General features: G+C 66.3%; 14 protein-coding genes. 3 read left to right on the forward strand and 11 right to left on the reverse strand.

All coding sequences use genetic code 11. From position 1 onward, the window contains the following. Window positions 1-63: 63 nt before the first annotated feature. The gene (locus tag AWJ14_RS10360; RefSeq protein WP_083220170.1) at window positions 64-2,085 is read left to right on the forward strand and encodes a CocE/NonD family hydrolase; all 2,022 of its coding nucleotides are present in this window, start codon (window positions 64-66) and stop codon (window positions 2,083-2,085) included. Window positions 2,086-2,100: 15 nt separating this feature from the next. Here AWJ14_RS10360 and AWJ14_RS10365 read toward each other — a convergent pair whose 3' ends face one another. Further along, a complete protein-coding gene (locus AWJ14_RS10365; RefSeq protein ID WP_342587253.1) occupies window positions 2,101-2,823 on the reverse strand; it encodes an alpha/beta hydrolase in 723 nt (240 codons plus the stop codon). A gap of 333 nt (window positions 2,824-3,156) precedes the next feature. On the opposite strand from AWJ14_RS10365, the gene AWJ14_RS10370 reads away from it, so the two are divergent. After that, the gene (locus AWJ14_RS10370; protein ID WP_066178154.1) at window positions 3,157-3,876 is read left to right on the forward strand and encodes an HAD family hydrolase; all 720 of its coding nucleotides are present in this window, start codon (window positions 3,157-3,159) and stop codon (window positions 3,874-3,876) included. Between the two features lie 24 nt (window positions 3,877-3,900). On the opposite strand, the gene AWJ14_RS10375 is transcribed toward AWJ14_RS10370, so the two are convergent. The 3 genes from AWJ14_RS10375 to AWJ14_RS10385 are packed head-to-tail and all read right to left on the reverse strand — an operon-like array spanning window position 3,901 to window position 7,428. Beyond that, a complete protein-coding gene (locus AWJ14_RS10375) occupies window positions 3,901-5,541 on the reverse strand; it encodes an ABC transporter ATP-binding protein (protein WP_066178156.1) in 1,641 nt (546 codons plus the stop codon). Further along, window positions 5,531-6,451, reverse strand: a complete 921-nt coding sequence (locus AWJ14_RS10380; protein ID WP_066178157.1) for an ABC transporter permease — start codon at window positions 6,449-6,451, stop codon at window positions 5,531-5,533. Before AWJ14_RS10380 ends, AWJ14_RS10375 begins: the two co-directional genes overlap by 11 nt. Beyond that, a complete protein-coding gene (locus AWJ14_RS10385; RefSeq protein ID WP_066178158.1) occupies window positions 6,448-7,428 on the reverse strand; it encodes an ABC transporter permease in 981 nt (326 codons plus the stop codon). Before AWJ14_RS10385 ends, AWJ14_RS10380 begins: the two co-directional genes overlap by 4 nt. Before the next feature lie 402 nt (window positions 7,429-7,830). Between AWJ14_RS10385 and AWJ14_RS10390 the strand changes: the two genes are divergently transcribed. Next, window positions 7,831-9,438 carry an ABC transporter substrate-binding protein gene (locus AWJ14_RS10390; protein WP_066178648.1) on the forward strand — a complete coding sequence of 536 codons (1,608 nt, stop codon included), beginning with the start codon at window positions 7,831-7,833 and terminating at the stop codon, window positions 9,436-9,438. 99 nt (window positions 9,439-9,537) lie between these two features. On the opposite strand, the gene AWJ14_RS10395 is transcribed toward AWJ14_RS10390, so the two are convergent. The 7 genes from AWJ14_RS10395 to AWJ14_RS10425 all read right to left on the reverse strand — a co-directional run bounded on the left by AWJ14_RS10395 (window position 9,538) and on the right by AWJ14_RS10425 (window position 17,668). Then, on the reverse strand, window positions 9,538-9,972 hold the full coding sequence (locus AWJ14_RS10395; RefSeq protein ID WP_066178159.1) for a PACE efflux transporter: 435 nt from the start codon (window positions 9,970-9,972) through the stop codon (window positions 9,538-9,540). Window positions 9,973-10,008: 36 nt separating this feature from the next. Beyond that, the gene (gene gcvA / locus AWJ14_RS10400; protein ID WP_066178160.1) at window positions 10,009-10,959 is read right to left on the reverse strand and encodes a transcriptional regulator GcvA; all 951 of its coding nucleotides are present in this window, start codon (window positions 10,957-10,959) and stop codon (window positions 10,009-10,011) included. A 223-nt stretch (window positions 10,960-11,182) separates the two neighbouring features. After that, window positions 11,183-12,766, reverse strand: a complete 1,584-nt coding sequence (locus AWJ14_RS10405) for an indolepyruvate oxidoreductase subunit beta family protein (RefSeq protein ID WP_066178162.1) — start codon at window positions 12,764-12,766, stop codon at window positions 11,183-11,185. A gap of 4 nt (window positions 12,767-12,770) precedes the next feature. Then, window positions 12,771-14,918: a thiamine pyrophosphate-dependent enzyme gene (locus AWJ14_RS10410; RefSeq protein WP_066178164.1), complete on the reverse strand. Its 2,148-nt coding sequence runs from the start codon at window positions 14,916-14,918 to the stop codon at window positions 12,771-12,773. Between the two features lie 33 nt (window positions 14,919-14,951). Then, complete coding sequence (locus tag AWJ14_RS10415; protein ID WP_066178165.1) at window positions 14,952-15,548, reverse strand: VOC family protein; 597 nt, start codon at window positions 15,546-15,548, stop codon at window positions 14,952-14,954. Between the two features lie 54 nt (window positions 15,549-15,602). Continuing rightward, window positions 15,603-16,094, reverse strand: coding sequence for a MarR family winged helix-turn-helix transcriptional regulator (locus AWJ14_RS10420; RefSeq protein WP_066178167.1), 492 nt, complete (start codon window positions 16,092-16,094; stop codon window positions 15,603-15,605). Continuing rightward, a complete protein-coding gene (locus tag AWJ14_RS10425; RefSeq protein ID WP_066178169.1) occupies window positions 16,091-17,668 on the reverse strand; it encodes a phytoene desaturase family protein in 1,578 nt (525 codons plus the stop codon). Before AWJ14_RS10425 ends, AWJ14_RS10420 begins: the two co-directional genes overlap by 4 nt. Window positions 17,669-17,683 lie beyond the last annotated feature (15 nt).

Below are 17,683 nucleotides of genomic sequence, written 5' to 3' on the forward strand. Positions count from 1 at the left end.
CGGTTGCGCCTGCCGCGCCGGCCATGACAGGCTGCCGGCAGGCAGACACCGGGAGAACTCGTCATGGCCTCATTCATGCCGGAAACGCAAACCGCGTTCGCGCGTGACATCATCGAGATCGAGGATCAGGCGATCGTCATGCCCGACGGCTGCCGGCTGTCGGCCCGGATCTGGATGCCCAAGGACGCGGCCGACGACCCGGTGCCGGCGATCATCGAGCATCTGCCGTACCGCAAGCGCGACGGAACGATCGTGCGCGATTGCCTGAGCCATCCGTGGATGGCGGGCCAGGGCTATGCCTGCATCCGCGTCGACATGCGGGGGAATGGCGATTCGGAAGGCCTGATGGACGACGAATACACGCCGCAGGAGTTGCAGGACGCCTGTGACGTGATCGCCTGGGCAGCCGCCCAGCCCTGGTGCTCGGGCACGGCGGGGATGATGGGCATTTCCTGGGGCGGTTTCAATTCGCTGCAGGTCGCGAGCCTGCGCCCGCCGGCGCTGAAGGCGATCATCACCATCTGCTCGACCGTGGACCGCTTCGCCGACGACATCCATTTCAAGGGCGGTTGCCTGCTGGGCGAGAACTTCGGATGGGCCGCCACGATGCTCTCCTATTCCTCGCGGCCGCCCGATCCGCTGCTCGTGGGCGGGACATGGCGCGAGATGTGGCGCGCCCGGCTGGAGGCGATGCCGTTCCTGGCGCGCGAGTGGATCACGCGGCAGACCCGCGACGCCTACTGGAGGCACGGATCGGTCTGCGAGGATTACGGGGCGATCGAAGCGGCTGTGCTGTCGATCGGCGGCTGGCATGACGGCTACCGCAACACGATCTCGCATCTGGTCGAAAACATTAAGGCGCCGGTCAAGGGCCTCGTCGGGCCTTGGATCCACAAATATCCGCATTATGCCGGTCCCGAGCCGCGCATCGGCTTCCTGCAGGAGGCCAAACGCTGGTGGGACCGCTGGCTCAAGGGCATCGACACCGGCGCGGACGAGCTTCCGGCCTATCGGGCCTGGCTGATGGACAGCATTGCACCCGCACGCTGGGTCGATGCACGCCCGGGCCGCTGGATCGCCGAAGACCACTGGCCGTCGCCCAATGTTGCCGTCCGCACGCTGCATCTGGGAGATGGCACGCTGGGAGAGGCGGTCATGTCGGCACCGGTGGCGGTCAACTCGCCTGCCGACTGCGGCAGCCAGGCGGGGGAGTATTTCCCCTTTGCCTACAGCCCCGATCAAAGGCATGGGCGGCTTCGATCACCGCCTGATATATCGGCCTGTTTCGATGGTGCCGAGCTGTCTGCACCGCTCGACATCGTCGGCGCGCCGCGCGTGACGCTGCAGGTCAGGGCGGACAAGCCGATGGCGCAGCTGGCGGTGCGGCTCTGCGACCTGCGGCCTGACGGCAGCTCGGCGCTGATCACGATGGGCGTGCTCAACCTGTCCCATCGCAACTCGAGCGAAGCCCCGGAACCGCTCGTGCCCGGCGAAACGGTCCCGGTGACTGTCACACTCGACCAGATCGCCTACCGGATTCCCGAAGGGCACCGGCTGCGGGTGGCGATCTCGACCGCCTATTGGCCGTTCATCTGGCCCGCGGCGGAGGCTGCGATCTTGACGATCGACGACGGCATGCTCGCGCTGCCCTGCCGGACGCTGCAGGCCGGCGCCGACGAGTGCGGCTTCGAAAAGCCTGTGGGCGCGGCCTCCTGGCGGCACGAGGTGCTCAGGCCCGGAGCCTACAGCCACCGCGTTGACAGGGATGCGGAGACGGGGGTGGTCACCACCGCAATCGTCAGCGATGCCGGCGAAAACCGGGATCTCGAACATGGCCTGATCTCGGGCAGCGTGACGCGGGAGCGCTGGTCGATCCATCCCGACGACCCGCTGTCGGCCACGTCGGAGATCACCTGGGAGCAGACCGGCGGGCGCGGCGACTGGCGCTGGCGCACGGTGGCGGAGATGAGCATGCGCTGCGACCGGGACTGGTTTTATGTGAGCGGGACGCTCACCGTCATCAATGACGGCGAGACATTCTTTGAGAGAAGCTGGGACGAGCGGATCGAACGGCGTTTCGTCTGATCCGGGGGCGGGGCGTCAGCCGGGCCAGTTGCCCCGTCCGAGCGCGGCGATGCCGTCCACGATGCGGCCGAAGCTGTCGCGGGCGCGGGCGACGCTGTGGCGGGCGCGCAGATAGCCGTGCACCAGACCCTTTTCCTCGATGCAGCGGGCCTGTCCGCCGGCCTCGGTGATGCGGGCGCAGTAGACCGGGCCGTCGCCCGAAAGCGGATCGCATTCGGCGGTGAAGACCAGCGTGGGCGGTAGACCCGCATAGGTGTCGGCGGCAAGCGGCGTGAAGCTCGGGTCGCCGGTTGGCGGTGTGCCGCCCGCGCGCAATTCGTCGTAGAGGCGCATGTCGGCGGTGGTCAGCATCGGCGCGTTGGCGTGGGTCACGAAGGTGCCGCGTGTCAGGTCCGCGCCGAGCGCCGGATAGATCAGCACCTGGCCCGCCGGCTTTAGCAAATCCGTACGCGTGGCCCAGGAGACCGCAGCGGCGAGATTTCCGCCGGCGCTGTCGCCCGCGAGCACCAGCGGCAGGCTTGATGCCCCGGCGATGGCGCGGAATGCCGCCAGGGCGTCCTCGAACTGGGCGGGATGGCGGTGCTCGGGCGCGAGACGGTAATCGACCGAGATCACCGTGTATCCCGTAGTGGCGCAGATTTCCGCGCAGATGCTGTCGTGGCTGTCGAGCCCGCCCAGAACATAGCCGCCGCCGTGGTAATAGAGAACGATCCCAAGCGGTTCTGCGGAAGACCGCATGTAGCTGCGCAGCGGGATGGGCCCGGCGGGGCCGGCGATGGCACTGTCTTCGACCGCGACGCCTGAAGGTCGGCCGGCATCGAAGGCGCGGCACAGGCCATCATAGAGCCGGCGCTGGCCTGCGACATCGAGCGCGGCCGCGTCTTCGCCGTAATGGGCGGCTGAGGCGTCGACAAAGGCCCAGGTTTCCGCGTCGATCAGCGTGTCATAGGGGGCAGGGCGCAGCGAGATATCCTTTCGGCTCGGGCGCGGCGATCAGGAAACCGGCGCGCTCAGGTGTTGACCTGCATGGAAGCGCGGGGCACATCAGCTGTCAAACCGGAAAGCAGAACCATGACACGCAAATCCGTTGCCCCCGTGAAGGCGATCCTGTTCGACAAGGACGGAACGCTGGTCGATTTTGATCGGACCTGGGCGCCCGTCAACCGCAAGGTGGCCGAGATCGCCGCCCGGGGGGATGCCGACCTGGCCGAGCGCCTGCTCGTGGCCTGCGGCATGGACCCGGTGTCCGGCAAGACCCGGGCCGACAGCATGTTTGCCGCCGCCAATGCGGCCGAGATCGCGAAACACATGGTCGCCCATGGCAGCCCGGTTCAGGCCGATGAGCTCGGCCGGCTGCTCGACGCGGCCTTTGTCGAGGGCGCGGAATCGCCCTGGCCGATCTGCGATCTCGGAGCGCTGCTGGGTGCGCTCGGCGAGGCGGGCTACGCCATGGGCATCGCCTCGAGCGATGGCGAGGCCGGGATCCGGCGCACGGTCGAGGTTTTGGGGATATCCGCACATATCAGCTTCGTCGCCGGCTATGACAGCGGTCACGGGCCGAAGCCGGAGCCCGGCATGATCGCGGCCTTTGCCACGCATCTGGGGCTGAAACCCGCCGACATCGCCATGGTCGGCGACAACAAACACGACATGGACATGGCGCGGGCGGCCGGGGCGGGTCTCGCGGTCGGCGTTCTCTCGGGCACGGGCACGCCCGCAACGCTGGGCGACATCGCCGATGTGATGATCGGTTCGGTGGCCGATCTGCCCGCGCTCCTCTCCGGGAGGTAGGCCCGCACGGTCAGGCAGGTCCGGTCAGGCGGGATCCCGGCTCTCGCGGCCCGCCAGCAGGTCCGTGAGCCAGTCCGGGTCCATTTCCGGAACCGACGACAACAGCAGCCTGGTGTAGTCCGGGAAGGGCGGCGAAAGGATCTCGCTTTTGAGCCCCTGTTCCACCACCCGGCCGCGGTGCATCACCACGATCTCGTCGGAAATCGCCTTCACCGTGGCGATGTCGTGGGTGATGAACAGATAGGTGATGTTGAACTCCTTCTGGAGCCTCAGAAGCAGCTTGAGGATGCCTTCCTGCACGATCTGGTCGAGCGCGGAGGTGACCTCGTCGCAGATGATCACCTCGGGATTGGCGGCCAGCGCGCGGGCGATGCAGATGCGCTGCTTCTGGCCGCCGGAGAGCTCGGAGGGCAGCCGGTCCATGAAGCTCTCGTCGAGTTCGATCATTTTCAGAAGCTCGACGACGCGGTCCTCGCGCGCCTTGCCCTTCAGCCCGAGATAGAATTCGAGTGGCCGGGCGATGATGTCGAACACGGTCTGGCGCGGGTTCATGGCCGTGTCGGCCATCTGGTAGATCATCTGGATGCGCTGCAACTGGTCCTTGGAGCGGTCCTTGAGGCTTGCCGGCAGCGGCTCGCCGTTGAAAGACACGCTGCCAACCTCCGGCCGCAACAGGCCGGTGATCACCCGCGCGGTGGTCGACTTGCCCGAGCCCGATTCGCCGACCACGGCGACGGTGCGGCCGCGCGGGATCGAGATCGTGACATCGTGCAGCACCTTGAAGGGTCCGTAGGCGGCATCGACATGATCGATCGACAGCACGATGTCCTCGCTCTTGACCTCGGGCTTTTCCAGCGCCCGCACCGACCACAGCGAGCGGGTATAGGTTTCCTTGGGGCGCTCCAGCATGTCCCGGGTCGGCGCCTCCTCGACCTCCTCGCCGAACCGGAGCACCTTGATGGTGTCTGCCATCTGCGCAACGACGGCCAGGTCGTGGGTGATGTAGATCGCCGCCGTGTTGAATTCGTCGACGATGCTGCGCATCGCCGCGAGCACCTCGACCTGGGTGGTGACGTCGAGCGCGGTGGTGGGCTCGTCAAAGATGATCAGGTCCGGGCGCGGCGACATCGCCATCGCCGTCATCACCCGTTGCAGCTGGCCGCCCGAAACCTGGTGCGGATAGCGGTTGCCGATGGTTTCGGGATTGGGCAGCTGCAGCTGCCGGAACAGCTCGACCGCATCGGCGCGCGAGTCGGCGTCGGGCCGGATGCCGCGCCGGGTCGCGGCTTCCACGGTCTGGTCGATCAGCCGATGGGCGGGATTGAAGGAGGCCGCCGCCGACTGCGCCACATAGGCGATGCGCGTGCCCCACAGCTTGCGCTTTTCGGCGTCCCTGGCCTTGACCAGATCGATCCCGTCGAAGCGGATCGTGCCGCCGACGATCTTGCAGCCGGGCTGGGTGTAGCCCATGGCGGCCTTGCCGAGGGTCGATTTGCCCGCGCCGGATTCTCCGATCAGGCCCAGGACCTCGCCGCGCCTCAGTGTCAGATCGACGCCCTTGATGATCGGATGCCAGCGCTCGTCGGAAAACCCGTCGATGCGCACGTCACGCATCTCGAGCAGGATGTCGCCGGGTGCACCCGGCTGGTTGGGGTCAGCGGTCATCGCGCAATCCACTCGTCTTGTGCAGGAACCAGTCGACGATGAAGTTGACGGCCACCGTGAGCAGGGCGATCGCGGCGGCGGGCAACAGCGGCGTGATGGCCGCCGTCAGGTCGTATTTCGCGAACTGGATCAGGGACGCGTTCTCGCGCACCATCGAGCCCCAGTCGGCCGTGGGCGGCTGGATGCCGACGCCCAGGAACGACAGTGCGGCAATCGTCAGGAACACGAAGCAGAAGCGGAGGCCGAATTCGGCCACCAGCGGCGGCATGATGTTGGGCAGGATCTCGCGGCGCATGATCCAGCCCAGTCCTTCGCCGCGCAGCTTGGCCACCTCGACATAGTCCATCACCGCGACATTGACGGCGACCGAGCGGGTGAGGCGGAAGACGCGGGTCGAATCGAGCACCGCGATGATCATGATCAGGCTGGTGACCGACGAGCCGAAGATCGACAGCAGCATCAGCGCGAAGATCAGGCTCGGGATCGCCATCAGCACGTCGACCATGCGGCTCAGCAGCTGGTCGAGCCATGAGCGGTTGATGGCGGCCACCAGGCCCAGGCCGCCGCCGATCAGGAAGGACAGGAAGGTGGTCGCGAGCGCGATGCCCATGGTGTTGCGCGCGCCGTAGATCAGCCGGGTGAGCACGTCGCGGCCGATCTGGTCGGTTCCGAACATGAAGTCGCCGCCCCAGGGGGCGAACGGCACCGGATGGATCTGGGCCTCGCCATAGGGGGCGATCACGTCGGCGAAGATGGCGACCAGGATGTAGAGGCAGACGACGACCATTCCGAACCAGGCGCTGGGCGGGGCGGATTTGAGCAGGAGCCAGGCGCGCTCCGCGCGGGTCCGGCGCTTGCGGACCGCGCCCACCTCCGCGGTGGCTGAATAGGTCTCGGATTGCTCGGTCATCGGGGGTGCAACAGTCGCGGGTTGGTGACGATGCCGATGATGTCGGCGGTCAGGTTGAGGAGAATGTAGGTGGCCGCGAAGATCAGCGCGCAGGCCTGGACCACGGGAATGTCGCGGCTGGTCACCGCGTCGACCATCAGCTGGCCGATGCCGGGATAGACGAACACCACCTCGACCACGACGACGCCCACCACCAGATAGGCGAGGTTGAAGGCGATCACGGTGGCGATCGGTGCCCAGGCATTGGGCAGCGCGTGCTTCAAGATGATTTCGGAGCGCGAGGCGCCCTTGAGCCGGGCCATCTCGATATAGGGGCTGGCAAGCAGGTTGATGATGGCGGCGCGGGTCATGCGCATCATGTGCGCGACGATCACCAGCGTGAGCGTGAGCGCGGGCAGGGCGACCCGGTAGAGCCGCTCTCCGAGCCCGGTGGAGGCGTCGACATTGGCGAGCGACGGGAACACCGGCCACAGCGAGGCGAGCAGCAGGATGAGGATATAGGCGACGAAGAATTCGGGCGTCGAGATCGTCGTCAGCGTTGCCGCATTGACGGTCCGGTCATAGGCCGAATTGCGATAAAGCGCGGTGGTCAGGCCCAAAAACAGCGCCAGCGGCACGGCGATCACCGCGGTGACGCCCGCCAGAAACAGCGTGTTCCACAGCCGCGGCATCACCAGGTCGCTGACCTTGCGCGAGCGGTCCTGGCCGGAGGCGTTGCGGCCCGAAAAGGAGGTCCCCAGGTCACCTTTGAGCACCGCGCCGAGCCACTCGAAATAGCGGACCGGTGCGGGCTTGTCCAAGCCGAGTTCCTTGCGGAAGGCGGCAACCGTTTCCTTGGTGGCCGACTGGCCGAGCACGCTCTGGCCGAAGTCGCCGGGAAGCATCGAAATGGAGCTGAAGATGATCGCAGAAACGACGAACAGGGTGGCAATGCCGAGCCCCAGGCGTTTCAGTATTGTCGCCAGCACCGCGTTCAAGCGCGAGTCCCCCTGGTATCGAGATGATCTTGTGGTCACCTTTTTTGGATTGCCCGGACAGGCGGTCGCCGGGCCGGATGCAAGGTCCGCATTGTTGGCGCTTGCGCCACATTTGTAAACCGGCCGGCCCGCATTTGACGCCGGGACAGGTCGCGCGCCGGCCGGGATCTGCGGAAGTTTCAATTCAGGGTGGCGGGTTTCGGGCCTGAACGCCGCTTTCCATAACGTTGAAACATGCATTGCCCCTACATTTTTTGACCATGGGGCGGCGCGGCTCGCAGTATCATCCAATCCGGGGCCTGCGGTTGACAATGACCTTCAAGCAGACAGGATAGGTCCGACATGTGCAGGGGCACGGTTTCAACGAACAACGATAAATCGGGTATGGAAACGGAGGTTGACATGAAAGACGAGTATCTCAGGAAACAGGCGCGCTGGCTGAGCCAGGGGCAGATTGATCGACGGCAGTTCATCAAGTCCGCCATCGCCGCCGGCATTGCGGTTCCGTCGGCACTGACGCTGGCGACGAATGTACTTGCCGCCACGCCCAAGAAGGGCGGCAAGCTGCGCCTGGGGACGTCCTACGGGTCGACCACCGACACGCTCGATGCGGGCACTTCGGAAAACGGCCTGACCCAGGCGATCATCTATGCGCGCGGCAACCAGCTGACCGAGATCAACAATGACGGCACGCTCATTCCCGAGCTTGCGGAGAGTTTCGAGCCGTCGAACGGCGCCAAGACCTGGGTCTTCAACCTGCGCCAGGGCGTGGAGTTCCACAACGGCAAGACCATGACCGCCGACGACGTGATCGCCACCTTCAACTATCACCGCGATGAAAACTCGAAATCCGCCGCCAAGGGCCTGCTGGTGGGCATCGAGGACATCAAGAAGGACGGCGACAACCGCATCATCTTCGAACTCGACGGCGGCAATGCCGACTTCCCCTTCATCGTCTCCGACTACCACATCATGATCATGCCTTCGGTCGACGGCAAGATCGACGACCCCAACAGCCCGATCGGAACCGGCGGCTACATCATCGAAACCTTCGAGCCGGGTGTGCGCACCATCGGCAAGCGCAATCCGAACTACTTCAAGGAAGGCCGCGCGCATTTCGATGAGGTCGAGTTCATCACCCTGTCCGACACCACCGCCCGCCAGAATGCGGTCATGAATGGCGATGTCGATTTCATCGACAATGTCGATGCCAAGACCGTGGCGCTGCTCGGCCGCGTGCCGACGGTGCAGATCTTCGAGACCACCGGCACCCAGCACTACACCTTCCCGATGCGGGTGAATGCGGCGCCGTTCGACAATTACGACCTGCGCATGGCGCTCAAATACGCGATCAAGCGGCAGGAACTGGTCGACAAGATCCTGCTCGGCCACGGCAAGGCCGGCAACGACGTGCCGGTCAACGAATCGATGCCGTTTTTCAACACCGAGCTTCCGGTGCACGAGTTCGATGCCGACAAGGCGGCCTTCCACTACAAGAAGTCCGGCCATTCGGGCACGCTCCAGCTGTCGTCCTCGGATGCGGCTTTTCCCGGCGCCATGGATGCCGTGCAACTGATTGCCGCCTCGGCGCGCGAAGCCGGCATCGAGGTCGAGATCGTGCGCGAGCCCTCCGACGGCTACTGGTCGAACGTGTGGAACAAGAAGCCCTGGTCTGCCTGCTACTGGGGCGGTCGTCCGACCCAGGACTGGATGTATACCTCGGCCTACACCGCCGAAACCGAGTGGAACGACACCGCCTGGAAGGAAGGGGCTGCCGCCGATCGGTTCAACGAACTCGTCGTCATGGCGCGCTCGGAAACCGACGAGGCCAAGCGCAAGGACCAGTACTGGGAAGCGCAGAAGCTGTTGCAGGACGATGGCGGCGCCATTGTCGGCATGTGGGCCAATTTCATCCACGCCCATTCCAAGTCGCTGGTCCATGACGAAAAGGTCGCGGCCAACTGGCAGAGCGACGGCAACAAGATCGCCGAACGCTGGTGGTTCGCCTGATCGCAGGCCTCCCTCATACGACTTTACGAGGCCGCGGAGCGATCCGCGGCCTTTTCGGCTCCTGGAAGCGGTGTTGCGGGGCGTTGCGGGTGCGGGCCATCATTCTCCGGGAGCGGGCAGCGGCGCAGGCACCGGGAACACGAGGTCGTAGACCCAGTTGAAGACGAAGGCATATGCCAGGTAGAAGCCCGCGAAGGACAGGTCCATCACGAAGGCCTCGATCACGCTGACGCCCAGATACCAGGCGATGAACGGCAGCAGCACCACCAGGAGGCCGCCTTCGAACAGGATCGCATGGAGGAACCGGACGGCCAGCGACTTGCGGACGTGGCCGGTGAGCCGCATCAGGGCATGGTCGAACAGGAGATTGTAGAGGTAGTTCCAGCCGGTGGCGACGGTGGCGCTGACGGCGGCCACGAGGCCGATCTCGCCGAGCGGCAGTCCGAAGATCCAGGCGCCCAGTGGCGTGACCAGGGCGAGCGCGATGATCTCGAAGCTCAGGGCGTGGCGAATCCGGTCGCTGGTGCTGCGCATGGCGTTCCCTTTCCAGCGCCGGGTCGTCCCGGCTTGTCATCCCGAAAGGGGGAGGTCGTCCTCTCCGCCGCGCTTATCGCCTTTTGGATCGGGGAAGGCAAGCTCCGCCTCCTCGATCAGCCAGTCGCGGAATAGGGCGGCATCGGGGTGTGGCAGATCCCCGGGCGGCGTGATCAGGAAAAACGCCTCGTTGACCGGCACCGCCAGATCGAAGGGGGCCACGAGCCGGCCCGACGCGAGTGCCTCTTCGGCCATCGACGGCCGCCCGAGCGCGACGCCGCCGCCCTTGGCCGCAACCTCGAAGGCAATCAGCGAGGTGTCGAAATGCAGGCCGTGGCCCTGGTCGACGCGGCCATCGACGCCGGCCGCCTTGAGCCACAGACCCCAGCCTTCCTCATAGCCGAGCACATGCAGCAGCGGATGCCGCGCCAGGTCTTCGGGCCTGCGGATCGGCGCGTCACCTTCGAGCAGGGCCGGGCTGCAGACCGGGGTGATGGTTTCCCGGGTCAGGCGCCGCGCGGTGAGCCCCGGCCATTTGCCGGTGCCATAGCGAATGTCGAAATCGATGTGCTTCTTGTCGAACTCGTCGCCCCAGACGCTGGAGATGATGCGGATCGGGTGGCCGGGATGCCGCGCCATGAACCTTGGCAGCCGCGGCGCCAGCCAGTTGACGGAAAAGCCGACCATGCAGCGGATGGTCAGCATTTCGCTGCGCCGCCGACCGAACACCTCGTCGGTTCCCGCAGCCAGCCGGTCGAAGCAGTCGCGTACCTTGGGCAGATAGGCCTCGCCGGTGCGGGTCAGCTCAAGGCTGCGCGGGTTGCGGATGAACAGCTGTTCGCTGAGATAGTGCTCGAGCAGCTTGACCTGCTTGGAGACTGCCGCCTGGGTCAGGTTCAGCTCGGAGGCGGCCTGGGTGAAGCTCAGGCTGCGCGCCGAGGCCTCGAACGAGCGGAGCCAGGTGAGGGGCGGCAGTTTTCGACTCATGCAGGCTCCCGCTATGTCAAGGGTGGGCGAGGCCTGGTGACCCCGTCCGTGTCCGGCAAGTCCGCCCGGCCGCGGGATGCTCTAGCACATTTTCTCCGTCCGGCCAGTTTTGATCACCGCCCGATTGTCGGCGACAGGCCGACCGGGCCGCGATCAGGTGCGACAACTGCCGTCGCAAGAGCTTGCGGCGCGCCCGGGGCGTGGTCTGTTCCGGCGCAGGCGGTCAGTTCTGCAGCGCGGTCTCGCTCTGGCCGGCGAAGGAGCGCACGGTCTTGAGGGCGCCTTCGAGCTGCTCGCCCTTCTCGTCGGCCAGCGCCGCTTCGCGCAACAGCCGGCACCAGTGCGCGGCGTCGTCGCGGCCGGCAAGCAGGGCAACCCCGTCCATCACCCGGTCGAATTTCGAAAGCCCGCGCGCATGGGTGTCGGAATAGCCCTTGACCAGCCGGCGGTTGCGCAACGTCTCGACGCCAAGCTGGTAGTCGACGCGGCGATAGGTCAGCGCCTTTGCGAGCCAGCTTTCCAGATGCTCGGTCTCTATTGCGTGGCGCAGCGTGCCGCGCCGGAATGTCCGCAAGCCCCCGAGCACGTAGAGCTGGCCGAACGGGAGCAACCGGTCGGTGCGCAGGCGACGGCCGCGATTGACGAGCTTGTCGATCATCCGCATCGCACCGTCGCGCGATGAAAGCCAGCGGCCAAGGAACCTCGGCATCATGCCGACGATTTCCTCGGCGCGCGGATGCATGAATTCGGTGAGCCGCATCTGCGCGCCCTCGGCGGGGCGGATTTCCTGGCGCACGCGTTCGAAGCGGCTGCCGCGGGTCTTGATGTCGGCGATGCGGAACACGTCGTCATAGGCCATGGCCTTGGCGATATATTTGGCCGCCTCCCGGGTGAGTTCGTAGTCGCGGGCGGGATCGTCCTCGGCGAGCACCTGTTCGACGCGGTCGAGATACTGCCTGCCATAAGCGAGATCCTGGTAATCCACCACCGCGCGCAGACCCGTGAGCGCCATGTCGCGCACCGGGGCGGGCAGGGCTGCCGCGCGTTGCGACAGGGCATTCCATTCGGCGATCAGCTTCTCCGGGCCCGAGGGCCGGTCGGCGGCCGTGCGTCCGGTGGAGGCGGGTTTCGGGGTTTCGATGCGGCCCTGGGCGGCGCCCTCGAATCCAGCCGCGAAGGCGCGCAGGCTTGCCTCGACGCCGCGGCCCGAGGCCCTGATCGCCTGCTCGAAGCTCGCGCGGTCGAAGGGCAGCGCGCCCGAGCCCGCGAGCGCGCCGAACAGGCTTGCCGAGATCATCGAGCCGGCGTCGACGGCGATCTTTTCCATGTCGAAGGCGATGAAGCGCTGCGCGGCGACTTCGGCCGCGGCGACGACTTCCTCGGAATCGGCGATGCCGTCGCCCGGCACGGTCTTTTCAGAGACCGCCAGCGCCCGGTGCGACGAGGCGATCAGCGTGGTGCGGTCGGGCGTGACAAACCCGCGCATGATCGCGCGTCCCGCCTCCATCATTTCGGCGGCGACGAGAATGTCGACGTCGCCCGCCGCCGGCAGCAGCGAGAAGACGGCAGGGCGTTCGCGCGCGGGCGCCATCTCCATGTAGTAGATGGTGGCGCCGGTGCGCTGGGCCACGCCGGCCACCGATGTCGCCTGCACGGCGTAGCCATTGGCGCGGGCGCAGTCCTCGATCCAGTTGGTGAGCACCCCGCCGCCCTGGCCGCCCACGGCCATGATCGCGAGCTTGATGATCTCGTCGAGGGCCGGATCATGCGGTCTGGCGCTGAGAGGGGAGAAGGTCGAGCTAGCCATCGGGTCAGGTCCGGGAGAATTCGAGGCGGCCGCGCGAGCGGCGCTGCTGCAGCCATGTGATGATGCGGGTGCGGTAGTCGCCGAAGAGGCGCTCCAGCTTGCCCGGATTGTGCACCACGTCGGCGCGGTAGAAGGAGGGGCAGAGCACGGCGGCATCGGCCACCTCGCCGCAATTGCCGCAGCCCACGCAGCTCTGGTCGATGCTGGCGATCGGGTCGTCGCGCAGCGGATCGTCGAGCTTCTTCAAGGACAGCGACGGACATCCCGAGAGCCTGATGCAGGCGTGGTCGCCGGTGCACACGTCCTCGTCGATGCCGAAGCGAGGCTTTTCCACCCTGCGGCCTTCCTTGATGGCCTTGGCCATCAGCGGCTTTTCGCGGCGCTGGCGGTTGAGCATGCATTCCGAGGAGGCGACGATCACTTTCGGCCCGACATGGTCGGTCGTCAGCGCCTCGTCGAGGATCTTGCGCATCTTCGGCACGTCATAGGTGCGGTCGATCTGGCGTACCCATTTGACGCCGACGCCCTTGACCGCATCCGTGATCGGATGGCCGGTGGCCTTGGACGGGTTGTCGGCGCGCGAGGAGAGAATGTCCTGCCCGCCGGTGGCGGCGGAGTAGAAATTGTCGACGATGACGATGACGCCGTCGGACTTGTTGTAGACCGCGTTGCCGATCGAGGACGACAGCCCGTTGTGCCAGAAGCCGCCATCGCCCAGGATCGAGATCGAACGCTTCTCGCCGCCGCCGTCGAAGGCGGCGTTCGAGGCCGGGCCGAGCCCGTAGCCCATGGTCGAGCCGCCGATCTCGAAGGGCGGCAGCGAGGCAAACAGGTGGCAGCCGATGTCGCCGGCGATCTGGTGCTTGCCGCGCTCCATTTCAGTGAGCTTGATGGCGGCGAAGATCGGCCGTTCCGGACAGCCGGTGCAGAACCCGGGCGGGCGCATCGGCACGGTCTTGGAGAGGTCCGGCAGCGCCGGCTTCTGCTCGGAATTGGGCGCGCGCAGGCGGGCGGGAAGGATCTCGGGCGCGGCCTTCTTGAGGAACGCCTCGATGCCGTCGAGCATCACCTGGCCGGTATATTCGCCGGCCATCGGCAGCATGTCCTTGCCGTGCAGCGCAATGGTGCGGCCGGATTTGTAGAGCGCTGCGCCAAAGGCCTGCTCGATGAATTCGGGCTGGCCTTCCTCGACCACCAGCACCGCCGACTTGCCTTCGCAGAACTCGAAGAACTCGTCAGGCACCAGCGGGTAGGTGACGTTGAGCACGTAAAGCGGAATGTCGGTGTCGCCATGGATGTCGGCGAGCCCGAGGCGCTGCAGCGCGCGGATCACGCCATTGTACATGCCGCCCTGCAGCACGATGCCGACAGGACCGTCGGCAGGTCCGAAGACCTCGTTGAGCTTGTGCTCGCGGATATGTTTGAGCGCCGCGGGCCAGCGGTTGTCGATCTTGTCGTGCTCCTGGATATAGGACATCGGCGGCAGCACGACGCGGGCATAATCGCTGCGCGGATTGGCGAGCGCATCCTTGACGGTGAAGGGCGGGCGCTTGTTGTCGCGTGCGGCGAAGCTGCCGGTCACGTGGCAGGAGCGGATGCGCACGGTCAGCATCACCGGCGTGTTGCTGGCTTCGGAAAGTTCGAAACCCTGCTGCACCGACTGGACGATGGACGGCAGGTTGGGGCGCGGATCGAGCAGCCACATCTGCGACTTCATCGCAAAGGCATGGCTGCGCTCCTGCATGATCGAGGAGCCTTCGCCATAATCCTCGCCGATGATGACGAGCGCGCCGCCGGTGACGCCGGAGGAGGCGAGGTTGGCGAGCGCGTCGGAGGCGACATTGACGCCGACCGGGCCCTTGAAGGTGACCGCGCCGCGGATCGGGTAGTGCACGGAGGCCGCGAGCATGGCGGCAGCGGCCGCTTCGGAGGCATTGGCCTCGTAGCGCACGCCGAGTTCGGTGAGGATCTCCTCGGCGTCGGCGAGCACGTCCATCAGATGGCTGATCGGCGCGCCCTGATAGCCGCCGACATAGCCGACGCCCGCTTCCAGGAGTGCCTTGGTCAGCGCCAGAATGCCTTCGCCGGTGAAGGTCTCGCCTTCACCGAGCTTGAGTTTCCGGACTTCCTTGGCGAATGAACGCTCGGCCATGGTGAACCTCTGTCTGTCTTGTCTGAACCCGGCCTATTTGGCCGGATCGGTGTTGGACCACAGCACCGGGCCGCCGTCCTTCTCGTAGGCCATGCCGCCGGGGAAGGAGATCGCCTCCATCTGCAGGCCCCAGGGCGCAAAGAAATACAGGATCGTCTGGCCGGCGGCCGGGCCTTCGTTGACCGGGAACGGCCCCATCAGCGTGCGGATGCCCTTGTCTTTGAAATAGGCGGCGGCCGCGTCGATGTCGTCGACATAGAAGGCGATGTGGTGGCCGCCGATGTCGCTGTTTTTCGGCCGCACCGTCTGCTGGTCGGGGGCCTCATAGGAGAACAGCTCGATATTGCTGCCGAAGCCGCAGCGCATCAGCGTGATCTGCTGAACGACCGCGCGCGGATCGACATCGAGCAGATCCTGCATGAAGCTGCCGGTGTCGTCGCGGAACGGGCCGAAGGAGGTGGCCTTCTCGCAGCCGAGCACGTCGGAGAAGAAGCTTTCGGCCTCGGCCATGTCGGGAACGGTCAGACCGATATGGTTGATGCCCCGAACGCCCGGAAGCGTGTCGGCATGGGCGCCAGCGACCCCGAGGGTCACGGCCAGGGCTGCGGCGGCGAAAACGACTTGCTTCATTGCGTTGCTCCAGGTGTCAAGGGGGGGCGGGCATGCAAACCGGTCGGGGGCGGGCTAGAAATTGTGCTTGCGGATGTTGTTGAGCATTTTCTTGAGGGTTTCGACGAAGACGGCGCGCTCCTCGTCGGTGATGCCGGCAAACATCTGCGAATAGTTCTGCGCCATGGTCGGCCAGAGCTGCTCGAAGGCGGCGCGGCCGGCATCGGTGATGGCGATGCGGGTGACGCGGTTGTCGGTCGGATCGGGGTCGCGCCGCACCAGGCCGTCATTGGTCAATTGCTCGAGCGAGCGGCTGAGTGTGGACTGCTCGACCACGGCGTAGACCGCAAGTTCGGTGATCGGCAGCGCGTCGATCACCGAAAGCACCGCGAGCGCCCGCATCTTCGCCGTGGTCAGGCCCAGACCGCTCATCTCCTGGCGCAGATTGGCGTTGTAGCGCCCCATGATCCGGTTCATGAGGTAGGGTGCGAAGTTCGACAGGCCGATTTCGCCCAGCCGCTCATACGGTTCGGATTTTTCAGGGACTGGCGGTTTGGTGTCGGTCATGCGCCAAGCCTCTTGGCAAGCAGGAAGCCCGATCCGCCGCCGAGGCCCGGCCCGGGATGGGTCGAGGCGCCGATATGGTGCAGATTGGCGACCGCGGTCGCGTTGTTGGTGCTGCCGGCGAAGGGCCGCCAGATGAAGAACTGGTCGAGCGCACAGGATCCGCCATAGGGATCGCCGCCCACGAGATTGACGTTGAGCGCTTCGAGATCGGCCGGCGAATAGGCCTTGCGGGCGAGCACGCTGTCGCCAAAGCCCTCGATGTGGCTTGCGAGAATCGCCTCGATGCGATCGGCGAAGGCCTCGCGCACGGCATCGGTCCAGACGCCGTCGGTCGCGATCTCGCCGGCGGCGTCGCCCTTGAGCACGCGCGGCGCGTCGGGGATCTGCAGCCAGAGAATGGATTTTCCCTCCGGGCAGCGGCTGGGGTCGAGCCGGTGCGGCTGGCCTACGCAGATCGTGGGTGCTGCGGGCAGCATGCCGCGCTCGGCCTCGTTGGAAGACTTCGACACGGAATCGATGCCGTCGGCGAGGTGGATCAGCGCCACGTCGTCGAGCCCCTTGGTCTTCCAGCGGATCGGGCCGTCAATGGCGTAATGCAGCTGGAAATCGCCGCGGCCGTGGCGGAACTCGCGCAGGCCGGTCTGGACGTCGTCGGACTTGGCGACCGGGGTATTGCGCAGCAGCCGGCCATAGAGCTGGCCCGGCGCGACCGAGCAGATCACGTTGGAGGCCGTGATTTCGGTTCCGTCGGCCAGCCGCACGCCGGTGGCGCGGCCGTTGCGCGTCAAAACCTCGTCGACATCGGCGCCCGCGCGCAGCTCGCCGCCCTTTTCCTCGATCAGCGCCTTGAAGGCGGCTGCGGCCTGGCCGGAGCCGCCCTTGACCACGGGCGCGCCGGCGGCTTCGAGCGCGAAGGCGATGACCTTGCCCATCTGCGCGCCATAGGCGGATTCGGTGGTGAGGCCGGTGTGCAGTGCCCAGGGCGCCCAGAGCGCCTGGATCATCGGCGAGGCATAGCTCGTTTCCAACCAGGCGCGCATCGGCCTGAGCGACTGGCCGACCCAGGCGGCAAGGCCCTTGAGGCCGCGCTTCCAGGCCTGGCCGGCAAGCAGCTTCGCCGTCGGCCAGCTCCACAATTCGCCGCCGAGCAGCGCGAACAGGAACGGCGCGTCGGCCTCGATCGCACCGACATCGGCGCCATGGCGGTCGCCGTCGCCGGGGGCGAGTGCGTTGAAGGCCTTGATGTTGGCGGCACGGTCGGTGGACAGCACCAGCGACGAACCGTCGGGCCGCAAGACCGCCGTGGGATGCGGCGTGTGGCAGAATTCGAGCCCGTGCCGCGCCAGGTCGGCGCCGAGCGCGGCATGGGCCGGAGAAGTCAGGAACAGGACGAAGGTGGCGGCCATCACATCGTGATGGAAGCCCGGCAGCGTGATCTCGTCGGTGCGCATGCAGCCGCCGAAGCGGTCCGCGCGCTCGAGCACGAGCACGCGGTTGCCCTTGGCCGACAGCATGGCCGCGGCAACGAGCGCATTGATGCCGCTGCCCACGATGATGTGGTCATACTGAGCCATCGTCCTGGTCTCCGG

It is taken from the genome of Parahoeflea olei, from assembly GCF_001703635.1.
GTDB lineage: Bacteria > Pseudomonadota > Alphaproteobacteria > Rhizobiales > Rhizobiaceae > Hoeflea > Hoeflea olei.